General features: G+C 54.0%; 29 protein-coding genes. 24 read left to right on the top strand and 5 right to left on the bottom strand.

Annotation, left to right across the window (positions count from 1 at the left end; genetic code table 11):
• The first annotated feature begins 184 nt into the window (after positions 1-184).
• The 7 genes from PCA10_RS14500 (at position 185) to PCA10_RS14465 (ending at position 5,215) form a co-directional block, all read left to right on the top strand.
• Positions 185-427, top strand: a complete 243-nt coding sequence (locus PCA10_RS14500) for a cupin domain-containing protein (protein ID WP_016492807.1) — start codon at positions 185-187, stop codon at positions 425-427.
• Between the two features lie 15 nt (positions 428-442).
• A complete protein-coding gene (locus PCA10_RS14495) occupies positions 443-754 on the top strand; it encodes a hypothetical protein (RefSeq protein ID WP_016492806.1) in 312 nt (103 codons plus the stop codon).
• Positions 755-1,035: 281 nt separating this feature from the next.
• The gene (locus PCA10_RS31160; RefSeq protein WP_016492805.1) at positions 1,036-1,170 is read left to right on the top strand and encodes a hypothetical protein; all 135 of its coding nucleotides are present in this window, start codon (positions 1,036-1,038) and stop codon (positions 1,168-1,170) included.
• A gap of 118 nt (positions 1,171-1,288) precedes the next feature.
• Positions 1,289-2,701, top strand: coding sequence for a hypothetical protein (locus PCA10_RS14485; protein ID WP_016492804.1), 1,413 nt, complete (start codon positions 1,289-1,291; stop codon positions 2,699-2,701).
• A gap of 1 nt (position 2,702) precedes the next feature.
• On the top strand, positions 2,703-3,041 hold the full coding sequence (locus tag PCA10_RS14480) for a DUF2523 family protein (RefSeq protein WP_016492803.1): 339 nt from the start codon (positions 2,703-2,705) through the stop codon (positions 3,039-3,041).
• A gap of 2 nt (positions 3,042-3,043) precedes the next feature.
• A complete protein-coding gene (locus tag PCA10_RS29265; protein WP_016492802.1) occupies positions 3,044-4,186 on the top strand; it encodes a zonular occludens toxin domain-containing protein in 1,143 nt (380 codons plus the stop codon).
• A 630-nt stretch (positions 4,187-4,816) separates the two neighbouring features.
• Complete coding sequence (locus PCA10_RS14465; RefSeq protein WP_016492811.1) at positions 4,817-5,215, top strand: hypothetical protein; 399 nt, start codon at positions 4,817-4,819, stop codon at positions 5,213-5,215.
• 347 nt (positions 5,216-5,562) lie between these two features.
• Here PCA10_RS14465 and PCA10_RS14460 read toward each other — a convergent pair whose 3' ends face one another.
• Positions 5,563-5,799, bottom strand: a complete 237-nt coding sequence (locus tag PCA10_RS14460; RefSeq protein WP_016492810.1) for a hypothetical protein — start codon at positions 5,797-5,799, stop codon at positions 5,563-5,565.
• A gap of 58 nt (positions 5,800-5,857) precedes the next feature.
• Complete coding sequence (locus PCA10_RS14455; protein ID WP_016492809.1) at positions 5,858-6,091, bottom strand: hypothetical protein; 234 nt, start codon at positions 6,089-6,091, stop codon at positions 5,858-5,860.
• A gap of 105 nt (positions 6,092-6,196) precedes the next feature.
• Between PCA10_RS14455 and PCA10_RS14450 the strand changes: the two genes are divergently transcribed.
• From PCA10_RS14450 to PCA10_RS14405, 8 genes are all read left to right on the top strand, one after another.
• Positions 6,197-7,237, top strand: coding sequence for a phage/plasmid replication protein, II/X family (locus PCA10_RS14450; protein WP_041770276.1), 1,041 nt, complete (start codon positions 6,197-6,199; stop codon positions 7,235-7,237).
• 205 nt (positions 7,238-7,442) lie between these two features.
• On the top strand, positions 7,443-7,685 hold the full coding sequence (locus tag PCA10_RS14440; protein ID WP_016492807.1) for a cupin domain-containing protein: 243 nt from the start codon (positions 7,443-7,445) through the stop codon (positions 7,683-7,685).
• Positions 7,686-7,700: 15 nt separating this feature from the next.
• Positions 7,701-8,012: a hypothetical protein gene (locus PCA10_RS14435; protein ID WP_016492806.1), complete on the top strand. Its 312-nt coding sequence runs from the start codon at positions 7,701-7,703 to the stop codon at positions 8,010-8,012.
• Between the two features lie 281 nt (positions 8,013-8,293).
• Positions 8,294-8,428: a hypothetical protein gene (locus PCA10_RS31155; RefSeq protein ID WP_016492805.1), complete on the top strand. Its 135-nt coding sequence runs from the start codon at positions 8,294-8,296 to the stop codon at positions 8,426-8,428.
• A gap of 118 nt (positions 8,429-8,546) precedes the next feature.
• Complete coding sequence (locus PCA10_RS14425; RefSeq protein WP_016492804.1) at positions 8,547-9,959, top strand: hypothetical protein; 1,413 nt, start codon at positions 8,547-8,549, stop codon at positions 9,957-9,959.
• 1 nt (position 9,960) lies between these two features.
• A complete protein-coding gene (locus PCA10_RS14420) occupies positions 9,961-10,299 on the top strand; it encodes a DUF2523 family protein (RefSeq protein ID WP_016492803.1) in 339 nt (112 codons plus the stop codon).
• Between the two features lie 2 nt (positions 10,300-10,301).
• Entirely contained in the window at positions 10,302-11,444 is a 1,143-nt protein-coding gene (locus tag PCA10_RS29260) for a zonular occludens toxin domain-containing protein (RefSeq protein WP_016492802.1), read from the top strand.
• A 630-nt stretch (positions 11,445-12,074) separates the two neighbouring features.
• Positions 12,075-12,473 (top strand): hypothetical protein, encoded by a 399-nt coding sequence (locus tag PCA10_RS14405; protein ID WP_016492811.1) that lies wholly within the window; start codon positions 12,075-12,077, stop codon positions 12,471-12,473.
• Between the two features lie 347 nt (positions 12,474-12,820).
• On the opposite strand, the gene PCA10_RS14400 is transcribed toward PCA10_RS14405, so the two are convergent.
• Together PCA10_RS14400 and PCA10_RS14395 are read right to left on the bottom strand one after the other, a co-directional pair.
• Positions 12,821-13,057, bottom strand: coding sequence for a hypothetical protein (locus PCA10_RS14400; protein ID WP_016492810.1), 237 nt, complete (start codon positions 13,055-13,057; stop codon positions 12,821-12,823).
• 58 nt (positions 13,058-13,115) lie between these two features.
• Positions 13,116-13,349 carry a hypothetical protein gene (locus PCA10_RS14395; RefSeq protein WP_016492809.1) on the bottom strand — a complete coding sequence of 78 codons (234 nt, stop codon included), beginning with the start codon at positions 13,347-13,349 and terminating at the stop codon, positions 13,116-13,118.
• 105 nt (positions 13,350-13,454) lie between these two features.
• Here PCA10_RS14395 and PCA10_RS14390 point away from each other — a divergent pair, with 105 nt between their 5' ends.
• The 9 genes from PCA10_RS14390 to PCA10_RS14345 all read left to right on the top strand — a co-directional run bounded on the left by PCA10_RS14390 (position 13,455) and on the right by PCA10_RS14345 (position 19,789).
• A complete protein-coding gene (locus tag PCA10_RS14390) occupies positions 13,455-14,495 on the top strand; it encodes a phage/plasmid replication protein, II/X family (protein ID WP_041770276.1) in 1,041 nt (346 codons plus the stop codon).
• A 205-nt stretch (positions 14,496-14,700) separates the two neighbouring features.
• The gene (locus PCA10_RS14380) at positions 14,701-14,943 is read left to right on the top strand and encodes a cupin domain-containing protein (RefSeq protein WP_016492807.1); all 243 of its coding nucleotides are present in this window, start codon (positions 14,701-14,703) and stop codon (positions 14,941-14,943) included.
• Positions 14,944-14,958: 15 nt separating this feature from the next.
• Entirely contained in the window at positions 14,959-15,270 is a 312-nt protein-coding gene (locus tag PCA10_RS14375) for a hypothetical protein (protein ID WP_016492806.1), read from the top strand.
• A 281-nt stretch (positions 15,271-15,551) separates the two neighbouring features.
• The gene (locus tag PCA10_RS31150) at positions 15,552-15,686 is read left to right on the top strand and encodes a hypothetical protein (protein ID WP_016492805.1); all 135 of its coding nucleotides are present in this window, start codon (positions 15,552-15,554) and stop codon (positions 15,684-15,686) included.
• Positions 15,687-15,804: 118 nt separating this feature from the next.
• A complete protein-coding gene (locus tag PCA10_RS14365; protein WP_016492804.1) occupies positions 15,805-17,217 on the top strand; it encodes a hypothetical protein in 1,413 nt (470 codons plus the stop codon).
• A gap of 1 nt (position 17,218) precedes the next feature.
• On the top strand, positions 17,219-17,557 hold the full coding sequence (locus PCA10_RS14360; RefSeq protein ID WP_016492803.1) for a DUF2523 family protein: 339 nt from the start codon (positions 17,219-17,221) through the stop codon (positions 17,555-17,557).
• Positions 17,558-17,559: 2 nt separating this feature from the next.
• Positions 17,560-18,702 carry a zonular occludens toxin domain-containing protein gene (locus PCA10_RS29255; RefSeq protein ID WP_016492802.1) on the top strand — a complete coding sequence of 381 codons (1,143 nt, stop codon included), beginning with the start codon at positions 17,560-17,562 and terminating at the stop codon, positions 18,700-18,702.
• A 245-nt stretch (positions 18,703-18,947) separates the two neighbouring features.
• Positions 18,948-19,184, top strand: a complete 237-nt coding sequence (locus PCA10_RS29640; RefSeq protein ID WP_016492801.1) for a hypothetical protein — start codon at positions 18,948-18,950, stop codon at positions 19,182-19,184.
• A 311-nt stretch (positions 19,185-19,495) separates the two neighbouring features.
• Complete coding sequence (locus PCA10_RS14345; protein ID WP_016492800.1) at positions 19,496-19,789, top strand: hypothetical protein; 294 nt, start codon at positions 19,496-19,498, stop codon at positions 19,787-19,789.
• A 73-nt stretch (positions 19,790-19,862) separates the two neighbouring features.
• Here PCA10_RS14345 and PCA10_RS14340 read toward each other — a convergent pair whose 3' ends face one another.
• Positions 19,863-20,054 carry a hypothetical protein gene (locus PCA10_RS14340; RefSeq protein WP_016492799.1) on the bottom strand — a complete coding sequence of 64 codons (192 nt, stop codon included), beginning with the start codon at positions 20,052-20,054 and terminating at the stop codon, positions 19,863-19,865.
• Between the last annotated feature and the right edge of the window lie 41 nt (positions 20,055-20,095).

The following is a 20,095-nucleotide window of genomic DNA, read 5'->3' as shown; positions in this document are numbered from 1 at the left end:
CCATTTTGGCCTTTTGGGCGTGCGCATATGTAGCGTTCGCTTGTTTGTTCTCTCACTTGGCCACTTTGTTTTATGGGTTGTTCATGTCAAATACGGCTGAAAGCTTGTTCGGCTTGGTCGCCGCACTGGTCATGACTATCTACATAACTGCTGTTGCCTTTAAGTGGCCGAATGTATGAAGAGCATGTTTGACAACTATTTTGGCGGAAAGATCGACTCCCGGTCTGTGATGCAAGACAAGATTCGCAATATGGAAGTTACCGGTAGCGTAATTGCCGAAGCTCTCCAGGTCGTCGAGTCCAGGACTCCGGCTGAAATCCTTTCTGACCGCGTTCAACTCGCGAAAGAAAAGAAGTGGCAAGTTGTCGCTTCGTGCAGTAGTGGCGCCCCCTTCCTGGGCGACGCCTTCGTTATCCCCAACTCTTAATTTCTGGAGCAATCTATGTCCAATGTAACGATCAAAGTCTCCATCACTGCATCTTGCACTTATCGCAGCGGTACTTCCGGCGCTGGTAAGCCCTACACCATGGCCGAAGCCTACGCCCATCTTCCGGGCTGCGATTTCCCGCAGAAGTTCTCCTACTACTGCCGTAGCGAACAAGAAGTACTGCCGACCGGGGACTATGAAGTTCCCCTCAAGGGCGAAGTTAAAGACGGCCGCGTTGTGTTCGACCTCGATCCGCGCCAGGGCCGTCGTGTTTCCTCTGAAATCCGTCAGGCGCCCGCTGCCGCTCCGAAAGCGGCTGGGGCCTGATCCATGAGCCTGGAATGCGATGACTGCGGGGAAGAGTTCGAAGAGGATGATCCCGGCATCCTGGTGGAAGACGGCGAGCAACTTTGCCCCTTTTGTAACTCCGAGGAATCGGATTAATCAACTTAGGGAGGCTCTATGCCGGAGTCTCTAACAACTTTGACGGTAGACGGGGTTATTACTGTGTATACCGCAGGGTTCTTGCTTACAGCCACTTGCTGGTTGTTGGGCATGAAAATCGGCGTCGCAATTGGCGTCATCAAAAAACTGTAAGGAGAAACAACATGGAAACCATTTTTGCTGCGGTAGACCTGGCTGAAGTTGCCACTTGGGTTGGCGGTACTGGTGTTCTGATCATCGGTATCGCCATGGCCTTCAAAGCGATCGGCCTGGGCAAGCGCGGCGTCAAAATGGCCTAAGGCCAGGGGAGGGGATAGCAATATCCCCTCTATACCTTATGGACCAATTAGCGATTTCTCCGGCGGATATAGCCATGCTCGCTTACTCGCTGGTGTTTATCGGTGGAGTAATAGGCGGATGGGCATTTGTTCTCGGTATTCAGCAGCGCTTCTAGCGCTGTTTGTTTTCTCCCTCCCTGCGCTTGCAACTGAGCGCGTTAGAGTTGATCCCTATATCAAGGCCGGCCCAGGTTACACAGCGGCCACCGGCTCTGTTACCGGTTACGTGCCTACTAAGTCTAATCAAGACTTACTCCTTGAGGCTGAGCGCAAGGGTTGGCTCGGTAATGGCTCAACTAAAACGCCTGTTACGGTAAAGCCTAAGATCAAGGTTCCTGTTTCCGGCGTTGCTGGCAAGTTTAAGAACTTGGTCAAACTTAACCCAACACGGGTCATGCTATATGGCGCCACGGCTGCTGCTGTGGGCGCTGTTGGATGGGTCATGGATGAGGGTTCTAAGACCATCAAGAAGGAGGTCAAGAACTACGAAAATGCTCCTACTGCCACTTTCCGCTGGAACGTTGGCCCAGCGGCCGGCGTGACTCTCACTGGTAACAGTCCGCAAGCAGCATGCCAGCAACTTGTGGGATACCATCCGTCTTATTTGTCTATCAAGTCCGTTATTAAGCTGAATGACACCCAGTACAACTGTCAGGTTCAGCGGGCAAGCGATACTTTCCTGTTTACGACGTCTCGGCAAGGTACCTGTCCTGCGCCGTATGCGTTGACGTCGGATGGTCAGTGCCGTCGTGAGGTCGATCCGACGCTGACCGATCTCCAGGAATCCGACTATGCGTCCCTGGACCCGGTGATCACGGCCGCGACAGCGGGCTTCATTCGGGACATCCTCCAGCACTCCTGCGAAGGGTCGTTGAACCCGCAGGGCTGCTATGACGATCTTCAGAAGCAAGCGCCTCCGGCTGTTAGTGGGCCGGCAACTGTTGCTGGTCCAACTTCCTCAACCACCGGAACTTACACAAAGCCTGACGGCACTCCTGGAACGACTTCCAGTACAACTACTACTAATTACAATATTCGTTACGGTGACAATTACTTTGACTATGACACCGTAACCAATACCACCAAGTATAAAGATGGTTTGAAAGATTCCGAAGAATCGACTACGGACGCTGGTACTCCAGAAGAAAACCCTGAGGAGGAATCTCCAGAAGAGGAGCAGTATAGTTTTCAGGATTCCGCTCTTCCGGAGATAACGCCATTCTACGAACAGAAGTATCCGGACGGATTCCAGGGCGTTTGGGCTGACGCAAGTGCCGAATTTGAAAATAGTGAATTTGTCTCCTTCCTGCGCTCGTTTGTTCCTAGCTTCTCTGGTACCTGCCCGACCTGGTCTATGAACTTCGCTATTGGCGCCATGGCCAACTTCGGGACAATTCCGTTTCAAAACATATGTTACGTGTTCGATTTCGTTAAAAGCGTTCTCCTGGTAACAGCGGCGTTTGCCTGCCGCTACATCATGTTTGGAGGCTGATATGGGCGCCATATTCCAGTTTTTTAGTGCATTGCTGGCCAAGATATCGGCGGTTGCCAGTTGGTTGCTTCTAGTGGTTAAACGGGTTTTTGATGATCTATGGAATATCGTTACCGATCTTGCCTGCTGGGTCCTGGAGAGCGTTCTTGGTCTGGCGTCTACGGCGTTGTCCACTATCGATGCGCCGTTTGATCCTCAAACGTATTACGGAATGCTCCCGCCTGATGTTGTGAACATGCTGGGCGTTATTGGTATTACTCAGGCGCTGACTATGATTGTCGGCGCCTTGGTAGTCCGCTTCCTGCTGCAAACGATTCCGTTTGTTCGCTGGGGGTCCTGATCATGATTAACTTGATGCTGGGTCAACCTGGTGGTGGCAAGTCCTATGAGTCCGTGGCGTTTCATGTGGTTCCGGCCGTGGTGGAGCAGGGGAGGCGAGTCATCACGAACTTGCCGCTCGCCCTGGAGGTTTGGGAGAGTTATTGGCCCGGTTGCACCAAGCTAATTGAAATTCGTCAACCTCAACTTGTGGACGGCGAGCTTGTTCGTCCTTTCAGTCGCCTGGAGCACTATGGCGATACGTGGCGGCATCCTTTGACTGGCGTCGGCCCGCTGTATGTTGTTGATGAGTGCCATCTAGCAATCCCGCTTCGTGGACCTGATCCGAAAGAACAGGTTCGTATTGAGGAGTGGTTTTCTCTGCATCGTCACGAATTGGCCGATGTGCTGTTGATTACGCAGAGTTACGGCAAGATCAATAAAGCCATTCGTGATCTGGTCCAGGTTGTTTACCGCTGCAAAAAGGCTACGGCGTTCGGTTTCTCTAACCGCTATATCCGCAAGGTCCAGGACGGGCTGCGCGGCGATGTGGTTAACACTACGGATCGAAAGTATGAAAAGAAGTACTTCGCGCTTTACAAGTCGCATACGCGTTCGAGTGCTGCCGCCCAGGAACTGGACGCCAATGACATTATTCCTATCTGGAAACGTTGGCCGTTTAAGGGGGCTGCACTTTGTTTTCTGTTCTTCTTTTTCTTCGTTATTTATCAAATTACTAAGGATGACGAAAAGAAAGTTGCTCCGGCACCTAAGGCAAAAACCGTCCAGGTCGCGCACCAGGAGCCGGTACCGGTAGTTGCTACTCCAGTTGCGCCTGTGGAAGTTGCACAGCCTCGCGGACCTGAGCAGAAGCTGCATCCGTACCAGGGCTTGTCGATGCACTTGCAGGCGCTGCTCAAGGGCAAGCGCTTCCGTAACGGTGTTGAGGAAGAGTTCTTGGGTGGCTATGTGACCATCGCTCAGAACGGCCAGTCGATTCGTCGTGTGTCGTTCGATGATCTCCGTACCGCCGGCTATGAAGTGGCCTATGAGTCCGATACGGTCGTTAGCCTGACCTATAAGGGCTTTGACGTAGGGTTCGTCGTTGCCGATCTGCCGACCACTGGCCTGGCCTCGAAAGTGACAACGGCCGGTGTCACGGACTAACGTGATTGGGAGGGCTCCCGCTTGCGGGAGGGACCCGATCACGGTAGGCAGGGGCGACGGTCTGGATCGTTTCTTCCGAACAGCCCGCAGCGTCTCCAGCTCGCCAGCGCCGGTGTCCACCTTCAAAAACCACGGGGAACGGCGCAGCCGACAACCCCTAGGGCTTCGCATAATGGACGGCGTTACGTTGAGCGGGGTCCGGACACTGGCGTAGCCTTCCGGGCCTCGCGTAACGTAATGGCGATTATGCGCAAGCCCATACCCCTCTCCATCCCCTCTAATCTCGTCCAGGATGCGCGTTTGTATGCTCCTGGGCGTGATGACCTGGACTCGGTCTGTTACGTGCTCCAGGACTATCCCAGGCTCGTTTCTGAGGTGCGCCAGTTGCGCCGTCGTGTTCAGGGCCTGGACCGGGAATCTTCCGACTTCGATGCTCGCCTGGAGGCGCTCCAGGAAGCGTGCCGGGCAATCCTGGACCTCTGACTGGTACCATTTTTGTCCTCGAGCAACTGCACCAGGTTGAGATTTTGGTACCAGAGCGCTTGATCCTATCGATAGGAATTGGTACCTTTTTGTCGAGCCAGGGTTCGTCCTGGGACTCGCAATTGGTACCAAATGGAGAGTTGAAAAATGCTGATTAAGATCCCGGACGCCGATGACGCCTTCGTTGAAAAGCTGAAGCGTCAGACCGGTACGTCCACTGGTTCCAAGGCATACGCCAAGGCTGCGGCTGAGTTCGACTACCTGGTGAAAACCGTTGAGTGGCAGAAGCGGGAGATTGCTCGCCTGGAAGAGCTGGTCGCCGTTCGTGATCAGACGATCAAGGGCGCCCGATCTGCAGCCATCCTGCTGCTGGAAGCGACAGGGCAGGGCGACCTCCTCGGAGATTTGGTACCAGAATCATCACCAGCTCGGCGTCGGCCAGCGCCTGCAGGTGATGAAGTTGGTACCGAAAGCAGGCTCACGCCCCAGGCCGGGGAGACGATGGATCACTTTCTGGCGCGTCTGAATCGCCAGGGTAGGGGGTGATATGGGCTGGTTTCAGTTGCTTGGATTGCTCGTGCTTCTCGGCTTCGGGAGCTTCATCGCCTTCATCGGTCTGTGCGTAGGTGTGCACCACATCCGCAAGATCAAATAGGTACCAAAACTCTCGCCGGCGCCGCGGTCCTGGAAGAGATTCTGGGACCATTTTTCGCACCCTCGGTGCACGTCCGCGACCACTTCGGCCGCCGCCGCTCCGAACCCACCTCGCGCCATGATTACCCTCAGCTGCCCACGGCGGCGTCACACATAGCACGCTGTGTAGGCCCATTGCGGGCCTGCAACCCTCCGAGGAAAGACTCGCCCATTGAGCCCAGCGAGCGAGACTTCACTGTTCAGGCCCGCACTACTTTCGCCTTTCGGAACTCCGTCAGCGTGCTGTCGCGCAGTATCTGCGCCAGGGCTTCGGCGTGTTCCCGGGGTAGGTTGATAGGGGGCTCATGGCCGCCCTCTGGCTTCGTCATAAAGCCTGATGGTGGGCCGGTACGGATGGTGATCCGGTCCTCTTCCATGCTGCATTGCAGCAGTTCCTGGCCGCCTTCCCCGACGATTTTCCAACGTTCGTAGCTCATGCTTCGTTCCGTGCTCAGGGGTGGGAAAGTCGGGTACTGGTAATACCCGACTTTTGTCTCATTTTTTTACCTCAACCCCATCCCCTGGCAGGTCCAGCTTGATTTCGCCCGAGCTGGTCACGTAAGCGCAAGTTATTGATATCTCGAGAATTTTGTGTGCGAGCTCGCTGTCCTTCATGGGCTGCATGCCCTGGCGCACTAGTATCTTGTTGATTTCTATAGCTTTTTTCCTCAGGTCTTCCTGTTCCTGATTGGTCAAACGAAGGTTCGTTGGCATGCCATGACGTTCCATTGGTCGATTCCTGTGCAAGTTTACGTGTGTGCATGTGATTTGCGTTGACGTGTGCGTGTTCCCCAGTCTACATTCCGCCGCAATGTAACTTGTGTGCATGCACTCATGATCGACTGGACGTCACTTTTCATCGAGCTAAACCACGCCCCTCTCCGTAGTGGCGCGGTGATATGTGTCGAGGCTGATGGGACCATCGCCTGGGAAACCCCTCGCAAGATGCAGGTGAGGGGTTCTCACGAGTCGTCGATGCATGTTCGAAGCGTAGGCGGGGACGGCAAAGGCAATGCAACTCACCTCTATATCGATGGAAACCCTTCCAAGTGGCTTCAAGGCCACAACCTTGTTGGTTCGGATGACTTGCTCGCTCTCGTTTGGGATGTTTTCGCCAGGGTCTGCGGGATATTTCGACTTGAATCTACTGACTTTGAACGTCAGAAAGTTAGGGCAGGGCAGTACCGTGTTACCCGCATCGACTATAACCGCATGTTTGAACTTCCCAGCCGGGCGGATGTTCGCTCCTGGTTGCGAGCTGGTGAGTTCAAGTGCAAGTCTCGACATGGACGGCCCGTTCATGATCGCGGAACTCTGACGTTCGGAAAAGGAAGTACTCACTGGCGCATTACCTGCTATTGCAAAGCCGATGAGATTTCCGGTAAGGGTTCTCATAAGTTGGCGGAAGAGTTCCATTCCATTCCTGAGATTCACGAATTCATTGATAACAAGCTTCGCGTTGAACTTCGGTTGCTGTCCAAGAAGCTTAAAGCTTTAGACCTGGAATATGGTCACAAACTCACCCCGGCGGCTCTATGGGCTCAGTACCGCCATTTCATAGGGGAACTTGATATGTCTGAGCAAATTGAGTTGAACAGTCAGCAGCTTCTTGAGCTGCCGAATAAGCTTCGCGCAACGTATGTTCTTTGGAAGCAAGGGCATGATTTGTTCACCATGCTTTCGAAGCCAACCTATTATCGCCATCGCAAAGAACTTCTTACCCTGGGTATTGATATCAATATCCGTTGTGATCGTCGCGACGATACTAACGTCATCCCGATGATTCGCGTTCTGGAAGCTAAGCCAGCGGCTATTCCTTCCTTCTTCTTTGAAAAGAACCTTGTTCACTTCTCCACCAGAAGGGCTCAAGCATGAAAACCAAGTTTCGCGAACTGACCATTTTGGCCTTTTGGGCGTGCGCATATGTAGCGTTCGCTTGTTTGTTCTCTCACTTGGCCACTTTGTTTTATGGGTTGTTCATGTCAAATACGGCTGAAAGCTTGTTCGGCTTGGTCGCCGCACTGGTCATGACTATCTACATAACTGCTGTTGCCTTTAAGTGGCCGAATGTATGAAGAGCATGTTTGACAACTATTTTGGCGGAAAGATCGACTCCCGGTCTGTGATGCAAGACAAGATTCGCAATATGGAAGTTACCGGTAGCGTAATTGCCGAAGCTCTCCAGGTCGTCGAGTCCAGGACTCCGGCTGAAATCCTTTCTGACCGCGTTCAACTCGCGAAAGAAAAGAAGTGGCAAGTTGTCGCTTCGTGCAGTAGTGGCGCCCCCTTCCTGGGCGACGCCTTCGTTATCCCCAACTCTTAATTTCTGGAGCAATCTATGTCCAATGTAACGATCAAAGTCTCCATCACTGCATCTTGCACTTATCGCAGCGGTACTTCCGGCGCTGGTAAGCCCTACACCATGGCCGAAGCCTACGCCCATCTTCCGGGCTGCGATTTCCCGCAGAAGTTCTCCTACTACTGCCGTAGCGAACAAGAAGTACTGCCGACCGGGGACTATGAAGTTCCCCTCAAGGGCGAAGTTAAAGACGGCCGCGTTGTGTTCGACCTCGATCCGCGCCAGGGCCGTCGTGTTTCCTCTGAAATCCGTCAGGCGCCCGCTGCCGCTCCGAAAGCGGCTGGGGCCTGATCCATGAGCCTGGAATGCGATGACTGCGGGGAAGAGTTCGAAGAGGATGATCCCGGCATCCTGGTGGAAGACGGCGAGCAACTTTGCCCCTTTTGTAACTCCGAGGAATCGGATTAATCAACTTAGGGAGGCTCTATGCCGGAGTCTCTAACAACTTTGACGGTAGACGGGGTTATTACTGTGTATACCGCAGGGTTCTTGCTTACAGCCACTTGCTGGTTGTTGGGCATGAAAATCGGCGTCGCAATTGGCGTCATCAAAAAACTGTAAGGAGAAACAACATGGAAACCATTTTTGCTGCGGTAGACCTGGCTGAAGTTGCCACTTGGGTTGGCGGTACTGGTGTTCTGATCATCGGTATCGCCATGGCCTTCAAAGCGATCGGCCTGGGCAAGCGCGGCGTCAAAATGGCCTAAGGCCAGGGGAGGGGATAGCAATATCCCCTCTATACCTTATGGACCAATTAGCGATTTCTCCGGCGGATATAGCCATGCTCGCTTACTCGCTGGTGTTTATCGGTGGAGTAATAGGCGGATGGGCATTTGTTCTCGGTATTCAGCAGCGCTTCTAGCGCTGTTTGTTTTCTCCCTCCCTGCGCTTGCAACTGAGCGCGTTAGAGTTGATCCCTATATCAAGGCCGGCCCAGGTTACACAGCGGCCACCGGCTCTGTTACCGGTTACGTGCCTACTAAGTCTAATCAAGACTTACTCCTTGAGGCTGAGCGCAAGGGTTGGCTCGGTAATGGCTCAACTAAAACGCCTGTTACGGTAAAGCCTAAGATCAAGGTTCCTGTTTCCGGCGTTGCTGGCAAGTTTAAGAACTTGGTCAAACTTAACCCAACACGGGTCATGCTATATGGCGCCACGGCTGCTGCTGTGGGCGCTGTTGGATGGGTCATGGATGAGGGTTCTAAGACCATCAAGAAGGAGGTCAAGAACTACGAAAATGCTCCTACTGCCACTTTCCGCTGGAACGTTGGCCCAGCGGCCGGCGTGACTCTCACTGGTAACAGTCCGCAAGCAGCATGCCAGCAACTTGTGGGATACCATCCGTCTTATTTGTCTATCAAGTCCGTTATTAAGCTGAATGACACCCAGTACAACTGTCAGGTTCAGCGGGCAAGCGATACTTTCCTGTTTACGACGTCTCGGCAAGGTACCTGTCCTGCGCCGTATGCGTTGACGTCGGATGGTCAGTGCCGTCGTGAGGTCGATCCGACGCTGACCGATCTCCAGGAATCCGACTATGCGTCCCTGGACCCGGTGATCACGGCCGCGACAGCGGGCTTCATTCGGGACATCCTCCAGCACTCCTGCGAAGGGTCGTTGAACCCGCAGGGCTGCTATGACGATCTTCAGAAGCAAGCGCCTCCGGCTGTTAGTGGGCCGGCAACTGTTGCTGGTCCAACTTCCTCAACCACCGGAACTTACACAAAGCCTGACGGCACTCCTGGAACGACTTCCAGTACAACTACTACTAATTACAATATTCGTTACGGTGACAATTACTTTGACTATGACACCGTAACCAATACCACCAAGTATAAAGATGGTTTGAAAGATTCCGAAGAATCGACTACGGACGCTGGTACTCCAGAAGAAAACCCTGAGGAGGAATCTCCAGAAGAGGAGCAGTATAGTTTTCAGGATTCCGCTCTTCCGGAGATAACGCCATTCTACGAACAGAAGTATCCGGACGGATTCCAGGGCGTTTGGGCTGACGCAAGTGCCGAATTTGAAAATAGTGAATTTGTCTCCTTCCTGCGCTCGTTTGTTCCTAGCTTCTCTGGTACCTGCCCGACCTGGTCTATGAACTTCGCTATTGGCGCCATGGCCAACTTCGGGACAATTCCGTTTCAAAACATATGTTACGTGTTCGATTTCGTTAAAAGCGTTCTCCTGGTAACAGCGGCGTTTGCCTGCCGCTACATCATGTTTGGAGGCTGATATGGGCGCCATATTCCAGTTTTTTAGTGCATTGCTGGCCAAGATATCGGCGGTTGCCAGTTGGTTGCTTCTAGTGGTTAAACGGGTTTTTGATGATCTATGGAATATCGTTACCGATCTTGCCTGCTGGGTCCTGGAGAGCGTTCTTGGTCTGGCGTCTACGGCGTTGTCCACTATCGATGCGCCGTTTGATCCTCAAACGTATTACGGAATGCTCCCGCCTGATGTTGTGAACATGCTGGGCGTTATTGGTATTACTCAGGCGCTGACTATGATTGTCGGCGCCTTGGTAGTCCGCTTCCTGCTGCAAACGATTCCGTTTGTTCGCTGGGGGTCCTGATCATGATTAACTTGATGCTGGGTCAACCTGGTGGTGGCAAGTCCTATGAGTCCGTGGCGTTTCATGTGGTTCCGGCCGTGGTGGAGCAGGGGAGGCGAGTCATCACGAACTTGCCGCTCGCCCTGGAGGTTTGGGAGAGTTATTGGCCCGGTTGCACCAAGCTAATTGAAATTCGTCAACCTCAACTTGTGGACGGCGAGCTTGTTCGTCCTTTCAGTCGCCTGGAGCACTATGGCGATACGTGGCGGCATCCTTTGACTGGCGTCGGCCCGCTGTATGTTGTTGATGAGTGCCATCTAGCAATCCCGCTTCGTGGACCTGATCCGAAAGAACAGGTTCGTATTGAGGAGTGGTTTTCTCTGCATCGTCACGAATTGGCCGATGTGCTGTTGATTACGCAGAGTTACGGCAAGATCAATAAAGCCATTCGTGATCTGGTCCAGGTTGTTTACCGCTGCAAAAAGGCTACGGCGTTCGGTTTCTCTAACCGCTATATCCGCAAGGTCCAGGACGGGCTGCGCGGCGATGTGGTTAACACTACGGATCGAAAGTATGAAAAGAAGTACTTCGCGCTTTACAAGTCGCATACGCGTTCGAGTGCTGCCGCCCAGGAACTGGACGCCAATGACATTATTCCTATCTGGAAACGTTGGCCGTTTAAGGGGGCTGCACTTTGTTTTCTGTTCTTCTTTTTCTTCGTTATTTATCAAATTACTAAGGATGACGAAAAGAAAGTTGCTCCGGCACCTAAGGCAAAAACCGTCCAGGTCGCGCACCAGGAGCCGGTACCGGTAGTTGCTACTCCAGTTGCGCCTGTGGAAGTTGCACAGCCTCGCGGACCTGAGCAGAAGCTGCATCCGTACCAGGGCTTGTCGATGCACTTGCAGGCGCTGCTCAAGGGCAAGCGCTTCCGTAACGGTGTTGAGGAAGAGTTCTTGGGTGGCTATGTGACCATCGCTCAGAACGGCCAGTCGATTCGTCGTGTGTCGTTCGATGATCTCCGTACCGCCGGCTATGAAGTGGCCTATGAGTCCGATACGGTCGTTAGCCTGACCTATAAGGGCTTTGACGTAGGGTTCGTCGTTGCCGATCTGCCGACCACTGGCCTGGCCTCGAAAGTGACAACGGCCGGTGTCACGGACTAACGTGATTGGGAGGGCTCCCGCTTGCGGGAGGGACCCGATCACGGTAGGCAGGGGCGACGGTCTGGATCGTTTCTTCCGAACAGCCCGCAGCGTCTCCAGCTCGCCAGCGCCGGTGTCCACCTTCAAAAACCACGGGGAACGGCGCAGCCGACAACCCCTAGGGCTTCGCATAATGGACGGCGTTACGTTGAGCGGGGTCCGGACACTGGCGTAGCCTTCCGGGCCTCGCGTAACGTAATGGCGATTATGCGCAAGCCCATACCCCTCTCCATCCCCTCTAATCTCGTCCAGGATGCGCGTTTGTATGCTCCTGGGCGTGATGACCTGGACTCGGTCTGTTACGTGCTCCAGGACTATCCCAGGCTCGTTTCTGAGGTGCGCCAGTTGCGCCGTCGTGTTCAGGGCCTGGACCGGGAATCTTCCGACTTCGATGCTCGCCTGGAGGCGCTCCAGGAAGCGTGCCGGGCAATCCTGGACCTCTGACTGGTACCATTTTTGTCCTCGAGCAACTGCACCAGGTTGAGATTTTGGTACCAGAGCGCTTGATCCTATCGATAGGAATTGGTACCTTTTTGTCGAGCCAGGGTTCGTCCTGGGACTCGCAATTGGTACCAAATGGAGAGTTGAAAAATGCTGATTAAGATCCCGGACGCCGATGACGCCTTCGTTGAAAAGCTGAAGCGTCAGACCGGTACGTCCACTGGTTCCAAGGCATACGCCAAGGCTGCGGCTGAGTTCGACTACCTGGTGAAAACCGTTGAGTGGCAGAAGCGGGAGATTGCTCGCCTGGAAGAGCTGGTCGCCGTTCGTGATCAGACGATCAAGGGCGCCCGATCTGCAGCCATCCTGCTGCTGGAAGCGACAGGGCAGGGCGACCTCCTCGGAGATTTGGTACCAGAATCATCACCAGCTCGGCGTCGGCCAGCGCCTGCAGGTGATGAAGTTGGTACCGAAAGCAGGCTCACGCCCCAGGCCGGGGAGACGATGGATCACTTTCTGGCGCGTCTGAATCGCCAGGGTAGGGGGTGATATGGGCTGGTTTCAGTTGCTTGGATTGCTCGTGCTTCTCGGCTTCGGGAGCTTCATCGCCTTCATCGGTCTGTGCGTAGGTGTGCACCACATCCGCAAGATCAAATAGGTACCAAAACTCTCGCCGGCGCCGCGGTCCTGGAAGAGATTCTGGGACCATTTTTCGCACCCTCGGTGCACGTCCGCGACCACTTCGGCCGCCGCCGCTCCGAACCCACCTCGCGCCATGATTACCCTCAGCTGCCCACGGCGGCGTCACACATAGCACGCTGTGTAGGCCCATTGCGGGCCTGCAACCCTCCGAGGAAAGACTCGCCCATTGAGCCCAGCGAGCGAGACTTCACTGTTCAGGCCCGCACTACTTTCGCCTTTCGGAACTCCGTCAGCGTGCTGTCGCGCAGTATCTGCGCCAGGGCTTCGGCGTGTTCCCGGGGTAGGTTGATAGGGGGCTCATGGCCGCCCTCTGGCTTCGTCATAAAGCCTGATGGTGGGCCGGTACGGATGGTGATCCGGTCCTCTTCCATGCTGCATTGCAGCAGTTCCTGGCCGCCTTCCCCGACGATTTTCCAACGTTCGTAGCTCATGCTTCGTTCCGTGCTCAGGGGTGGGAAAGTCGGGTACTGGTAATACCCGACTTTTGTCTCATTTTTTTACCTCAACCCCATCCCCTGGCAGGTCCAGCTTGATTTCGCCCGAGCTGGTCACGTAAGCGCAAGTTATTGATATCTCGAGAATTTTGTGTGCGAGCTCGCTGTCCTTCATGGGCTGCATGCCCTGGCGCACTAGTATCTTGTTGATTTCTATAGCTTTTTTCCTCAGGTCTTCCTGTTCCTGATTGGTCAAACGAAGGTTCGTTGGCATGCCATGACGTTCCATTGGTCGATTCCTGTGCAAGTTTACGTGTGTGCATGTGATTTGCGTTGACGTGTGCGTGTTCCCCAGTCTACATTCCGCCGCAATGTAACTTGTGTGCATGCACTCATGATCGACTGGACGTCACTTTTCATCGAGCTAAACCACGCCCCTCTCCGTAGTGGCGCGGTGATATGTGTCGAGGCTGATGGGACCATCGCCTGGGAAACCCCTCGCAAGATGCAGGTGAGGGGTTCTCACGAGTCGTCGATGCATGTTCGAAGCGTAGGCGGGGACGGCAAAGGCAATGCAACTCACCTCTATATCGATGGAAACCCTTCCAAGTGGCTTCAAGGCCACAACCTTGTTGGTTCGGATGACTTGCTCGCTCTCGTTTGGGATGTTTTCGCCAGGGTCTGCGGGATATTTCGACTTGAATCTACTGACTTTGAACGTCAGAAAGTTAGGGCAGGGCAGTACCGTGTTACCCGCATCGACTATAACCGCATGTTTGAACTTCCCAGCCGGGCGGATGTTCGCTCCTGGTTGCGAGCTGGTGAGTTCAAGTGCAAGTCTCGACATGGACGGCCCGTTCATGATCGCGGAACTCTGACGTTCGGAAAAGGAAGTACTCACTGGCGCATTACCTGCTATTGCAAAGCCGATGAGATTTCCGGTAAGGGTTCTCATAAGTTGGCGGAAGAGTTCCATTCCATTCCTGAGATTCACGAATTCATTGATAACAAGCTTCGCGTTGAACTTCGGTTGCTGTCCAAGAAGCTTAAAGCTTTAGACCTGGAATATGGTCACAAACTCACCCCGGCGGCTCTATGGGCTCAGTACCGCCATTTCATAGGGGAACTTGATATGTCTGAGCAAATTGAGTTGAACAGTCAGCAGCTTCTTGAGCTGCCGAATAAGCTTCGCGCAACGTATGTTCTTTGGAAGCAAGGGCATGATTTGTTCACCATGCTTTCGAAGCCAACCTATTATCGCCATCGCAAAGAACTTCTTACCCTGGGTATTGATATCAATATCCGTTGTGATCGTCGCGACGATACTAACGTCATCCCGATGATTCGCGTTCTGGAAGCTAAGCCAGCGGCTATTCCTTCCTTCTTCTTTGAAAAGAACCTTGTTCACTTCTCCACCAGAAGGGCTCAAGCATGAAAACCAAGTTTCGCGAACTGACCATTTTGGCCTTTTGGGCGTGCGCATATGTAGCGTTCGCTTGTTTGTTCTCTCACTTGGCCACTTTGTTTTATGGGTTGTTCATGTCAAATACGGCTGAAAGCTTGTTCGGCTTGGTCGCCGCACTGGTCATGACTATCTACATAACTGCTGTTGCCTTTAAGTGGCCGAATGTATGAAGAGCATGTTTGACAACTATTTTGGCGGAAAGATCGACTCCCGGTCTGTGATGCAAGACAAGATTCGCAATATGGAAGTTACCGGTAGCGTAATTGCCGAAGCTCTCCAGGTCGTCGAGTCCAGGACTCCGGCTGAAATCCTTTCTGACCGCGTTCAACTCGCGAAAGAAAAGAAGTGGCAAGTTGTCGCTTCGTGCAGTAGTGGCGCCCCCTTCCTGGGCGACGCCTTCGTTATCCCCAACTCTTAATTTCTGGAGCAATCTATGTCCAATGTAACGATCAAAGTCTCCATCACTGCATCTTGCACTTATCGCAGCGGTACTTCCGGCGCTGGTAAGCCCTACACCATGGCCGAAGCCTACGCCCATCTTCCGGGCTGCGATTTCCCGCAGAAGTTCTCCTACTACTGCCGTAGCGAACAAGAAGTACTGCCGACCGGGGACTATGAAGTTCCCCTCAAGGGCGAAGTTAAAGACGGCCGCGTTGTGTTCGACCTCGATCCGCGCCAGGGCCGTCGTGTTTCCTCTGAAATCCGTCAGGCGCCCGCTGCCGCTCCGAAAGCGGCTGGGGCCTGATCCATGAGCCTGGAATGCGATGACTGCGGGGAAGAGTTCGAAGAGGATGATCCCGGCATCCTGGTGGAAGACGGCGAGCAACTTTGCCCCTTTTGTAACTCCGAGGAATCGGATTAATCAACTTAGGGAGGCTCTATGCCGGAGTCTCTAACAACTTTGACGGTAGACGGGGTTATTACTGTGTATACCGCAGGGTTCTTGCTTACAGCCACTTGCTGGTTGTTGGGCATGAAAATCGGCGTCGCAATTGGCGTCATCAAAAAACTGTAAGGAGAAACAACATGGAAACCATTTTTGCTGCGGTAGACCTGGCTGAAGTTGCCACTTGGGTTGGCGGTACTGGTGTTCTGATCATCGGTATCGCCATGGCCTTCAAAGCGATCGGCCTGGGCAAGCGCGGCGTCAAAATGGCCTAAGGCCAGGGGAGGGGATAGCAATATCCCCTCTATACCTTATGGACCAATTAGCGATTTCTCCGGCGGATATAGCCATGCTCGCTTACTCGCTGGTGTTTATCGGTGGAGTAATAGGCGGATGGGCATTTGTTCTCGGTATTCAGCAGCGCTTCTAGCGCTGTTTGTTTTCTCCCTCCCTGCGCTTGCAACTGAGCGCGTTAGAGTTGATCCCTATATCAAGGCCGGCCCAGGTTACACAGCGGCCACCGGCTCTGTTACCGGTTACGTGCCTACTAAGTCTAATCAAGACTTACTCCTTGAGGCTGAGCGCAAGGGTTGGCTCGGTAATGGCTCAACTAAAACGCCTGTTACGGTAAAGCCTAAGATCAAGGTTCCTGTTTCCGGCGTTGCTGGCAAGTTTAAGAACTTGGTCAAACTTAACCCAACACGGGTCATGCTATATGGCGCCACGGCTGCTGCTGTGGGCGCTGTTGGATGGGTCATGGATGAGGGTTCTAAGACCATCAAGAAGGAGGTCAAGAACTACGAAAATGCTCCTACTGCCACTTTCCGCTGGAACGTTGGCCCAGCGGCCGGCGTGACTCTCACTGGTAACAGTCCGCAAGCAGCATGCCAGCAACTTGTGGGATACCATCCGTCTTATTTGTCTATCAAGTCCGTTATTAAGCTGAATGACACCCAGTACAACTGTCAGGTTCAGCGGGCAAGCGATACTTTCCTGTTTACGACGTCTCGGCAAGGTACCTGTCCTGCGCCGTATGCGTTGACGTCGGATGGTCAGTGCCGTCGTGAGGTCGATCCGACGCTGACCGATCTCCAGGAATCCGACTATGCGTCCCTGGACCCGGTGATCACGGCCGCGACAGCGGGCTTCATTCGGGACATCCTCCAGCACTCCTGCGAAGGGTCGTTGAACCCGCAGGGCTGCTATGACGATCTTCAGAAGCAAGCGCCTCCGGCTGTTAGTGGGCCGGCAACTGTTGCTGGTCCAACTTCCTCAACCACCGGAACTTACACAAAGCCTGACGGCACTCCTGGAACGACTTCCAGTACAACTACTACTAATTACAATATTCGTTACGGTGACAATTACTTTGACTATGACACCGTAACCAATACCACCAAGTATAAAGATGGTTTGAAAGATTCCGAAGAATCGACTACGGACGCTGGTACTCCAGAAGAAAACCCTGAGGAGGAATCTCCAGAAGAGGAGCAGTATAGTTTTCAGGATTCCGCTCTTCCGGAGATAACGCCATTCTACGAACAGAAGTATCCGGACGGATTCCAGGGCGTTTGGGCTGACGCAAGTGCCGAATTTGAAAATAGTGAATTTGTCTCCTTCCTGCGCTCGTTTGTTCCTAGCTTCTCTGGTACCTGCCCGACCTGGTCTATGAACTTCGCTATTGGCGCCATGGCCAACTTCGGGACAATTCCGTTTCAAAACATATGTTACGTGTTCGATTTCGTTAAAAGCGTTCTCCTGGTAACAGCGGCGTTTGCCTGCCGCTACATCATGTTTGGAGGCTGATATGGGCGCCATATTCCAGTTTTTTAGTGCATTGCTGGCCAAGATATCGGCGGTTGCCAGTTGGTTGCTTCTAGTGGTTAAACGGGTTTTTGATGATCTATGGAATATCGTTACCGATCTTGCCTGCTGGGTCCTGGAGAGCGTTCTTGGTCTGGCGTCTACGGCGTTGTCCACTATCGATGCGCCGTTTGATCCTCAAACGTATTACGGAATGCTCCCGCCTGATGTTGTGAACATGCTGGGCGTTATTGGTATTACTCAGGCGCTGACTATGATTGTCGGCGCCTTGGTAGTCCGCTTCCTGCTGCAAACGATTCCGTTTGTTCGCTGGGGGTCCTGATCATGATTAACTTGATGCTGGGTCAACCTGGTGGTGGCAAGTCCTATGAGTCCGTGGCGTTTCATGTGGTTCCGGCCGTGGTGGAGCAGGGGAGGCGAGTCATCACGAACTTGCCGCTCGCCCTGGAGGTTTGGGAGAGTTATTGGCCCGGTTGCACCAAGCTAATTGAAATTCGTCAACCTCAACTTGTGGACGGCGAGCTTGTTCGTCCTTTCAGTCGCCTGGAGCACTATGGCGATACGTGGCGGCATCCTTTGACTGGCGTCGGCCCGCTGTATGTTGTTGATGAGTGCCATCTAGCAATCCCGCTTCGTGGACCTGATCCGAAAGAACAGGTTCGTATTGAGGAGTGGTTTTCTCTGCATCGTCACGAATTGGCCGATGTGCTGTTGATTACGCAGAGTTACGGCAAGATCAATAAAGCCATTCGTGATCTGGTCCAGGTTGTTTACCGCTGCAAAAAGGCTACGGCGTTCGGTTTCTCTAACCGCTATATCCGCAAGGTCCAGGACGGGCTGCGCGGCGATGTGGTTAACACTACGGATCGAAAGTATGAAAAGAAGTACTTCGCGCTTTACAAGTCGCATACGCGTTCGAGTGCTGCCGCCCAGGAACTGGACGCCAATGACATTATTCCTATCTGGAAACGTTGGCCGTTTAAGGGGGCTGCACTTTGTTTTCTGTTCTTCTTTTTCTTCGTTATTTATCAAATTACTAAGGATGACGAAAAGAAAGTTGCTCCGGCACCTAAGGCAAAAACCGTCCAGGTCGCGCACCAGGAGCCGGTACCGGTAGTTGCTACTCCAGTTGCGCCTGTGGAAGTTGCACAGCCTCGCGGACCTGAGCAGAAGCTGCATCCGTACCAGGGCTTGTCGATGCACTTGCAGGCGCTGCTCAAGGGCAAGCGCTTCCGTAACGGTGTTGAGGAAGAGTTCTTGGGTGGCTATGTGACCATCGCTCAGAACGGCCAGTCGATTCGTCGTGTGTCGTTCGATGATCTCCGTACCGCCGGCTATGAAGTGGCCTATGAGTCCGATACGGTCGTTAGCCTGACCTATAAGGGCTTTGACGTAGGGTTCGTCGTTGCCGATCTGCCGACCACTGGCCTGGCCTCGAAAGTGACAACGGCCGGTGTCACGGACTAACGTGATTGGGAGGGCTCCCGCTTGCGGGAGGGACCCGATCACGGTAGGCAGGGGCGACGGTCTGGATCGTTTCTTCCGAACAGCCCGCAGCGTCTCCAGCTCGCCAGCGCCGGTGTCCACCTTCAAAAACCACGGGGAACGGCGCAGCCGACAACCCCTAGGGCTTCGCATAATGGATGGCCTTATGTTGAGCTTCGTCTGGAAGATGCCTCCGGCTCCAGGCGGCGCGTAACATAGGGCCGATTATGCGCAAGCCCGACCCCCTCGAAATTCCGCAACACCTCATCAATCAAGCGCGGCTGTACGCTCCAGGGCGTACCGACCTCGATGCCGTCTGCCATCTGCTCGCCGAATACCCGAATCTCGCCTCTGAGGTGCGAAAGCTGCGTTCTCGCGTGGCTGAGCTGGATCGGGAGGGTGCTGACTTCGATTCGCGCCTGGAAGCATTGCAGGCGGCCTGTAGGGCGATTCTGGACCTGTGACGTAACGCCCCTCAGGAGCACGTCCGCGAGCATTGCGCCCGCCGCCGCTGAAAACTCCCTTCGCGCCATGATTACCCCTCGGGTGCCCACTGCGGCGCTACACAAAGCACGCCGTGGAGGCCATCTTCGGGCCTTCAACGCTCCGAGGAAAAAACTCGCCCATCTAGCCCGGCCGTCGTGGCGCATATGGTCGGGCCCGCTCTAATTCGGGCATTTCAAACCCCAGCAAACCCCTTCATGGGAGGTTCGGGGGATGTTTCTAAGCCCCTGTTTAGCGACAGTTGGGCCGTCATCAACAAGGAGTCACCTACATGAATGTTCTCAGCCTGAGCCACTTCCAGCAGCAAGCCGAATCCATCGCCAAACTGATCGCTGTAGGTGATCCCTACGGCCCCCTTGGCGAGGAACGCGAAACGAATCGGATGCTTGCTGAGGCAGGTATGGAAGGCGGCTGGACCGTCGATTGCTACCGCAATTGGTTCGCTGGTTTTCTGCGCTGTGCGCGTCGAATGCAGGTGATTTCGCCTGCTCAGGAATCCGATCTCTACGAGATCGTTCAATCGGCTGCCGAGCTGTACTGGTATCAGCACGGAAAGGGCGCCTGAGACGCCCGGTCGGGGTGGGGGTGCTGTTACACCCCCACTTTACCGCACGATCGCGCGGTGATTGTCCCAGCGACTAGTCCCTTCCAAGGACGGCTTCTTTGTACGCCTTGATGTCCTGAGCGCTTAGGTTGCTCAGGTGTTTCCACAGCAGCGCCCCGAGCAGGTCGGACTCTTTAACGTCCTCCTTGGTCTCCACGATCATCTTGATCCGCTTGCTCTGTAGCGCTTCTACAGCCTCATCCCGCAGACGATATGTTTTGGCCATGTGCCACCATCACGTGTGATTTCCGACGAGTATCATTTTTG

The sequence above is a fragment of the Pseudomonas resinovorans NBRC 106553 genome (genome assembly GCF_000412695.1).
GTDB classification, from domain to species: Bacteria; Pseudomonadota; Gammaproteobacteria; order Pseudomonadales; family Pseudomonadaceae; genus Metapseudomonas; species Metapseudomonas resinovorans_A.
Note: the sequence above shows the minus strand (reverse complement) of the source record. Positions and strands in the feature narration are given on the sequence as shown.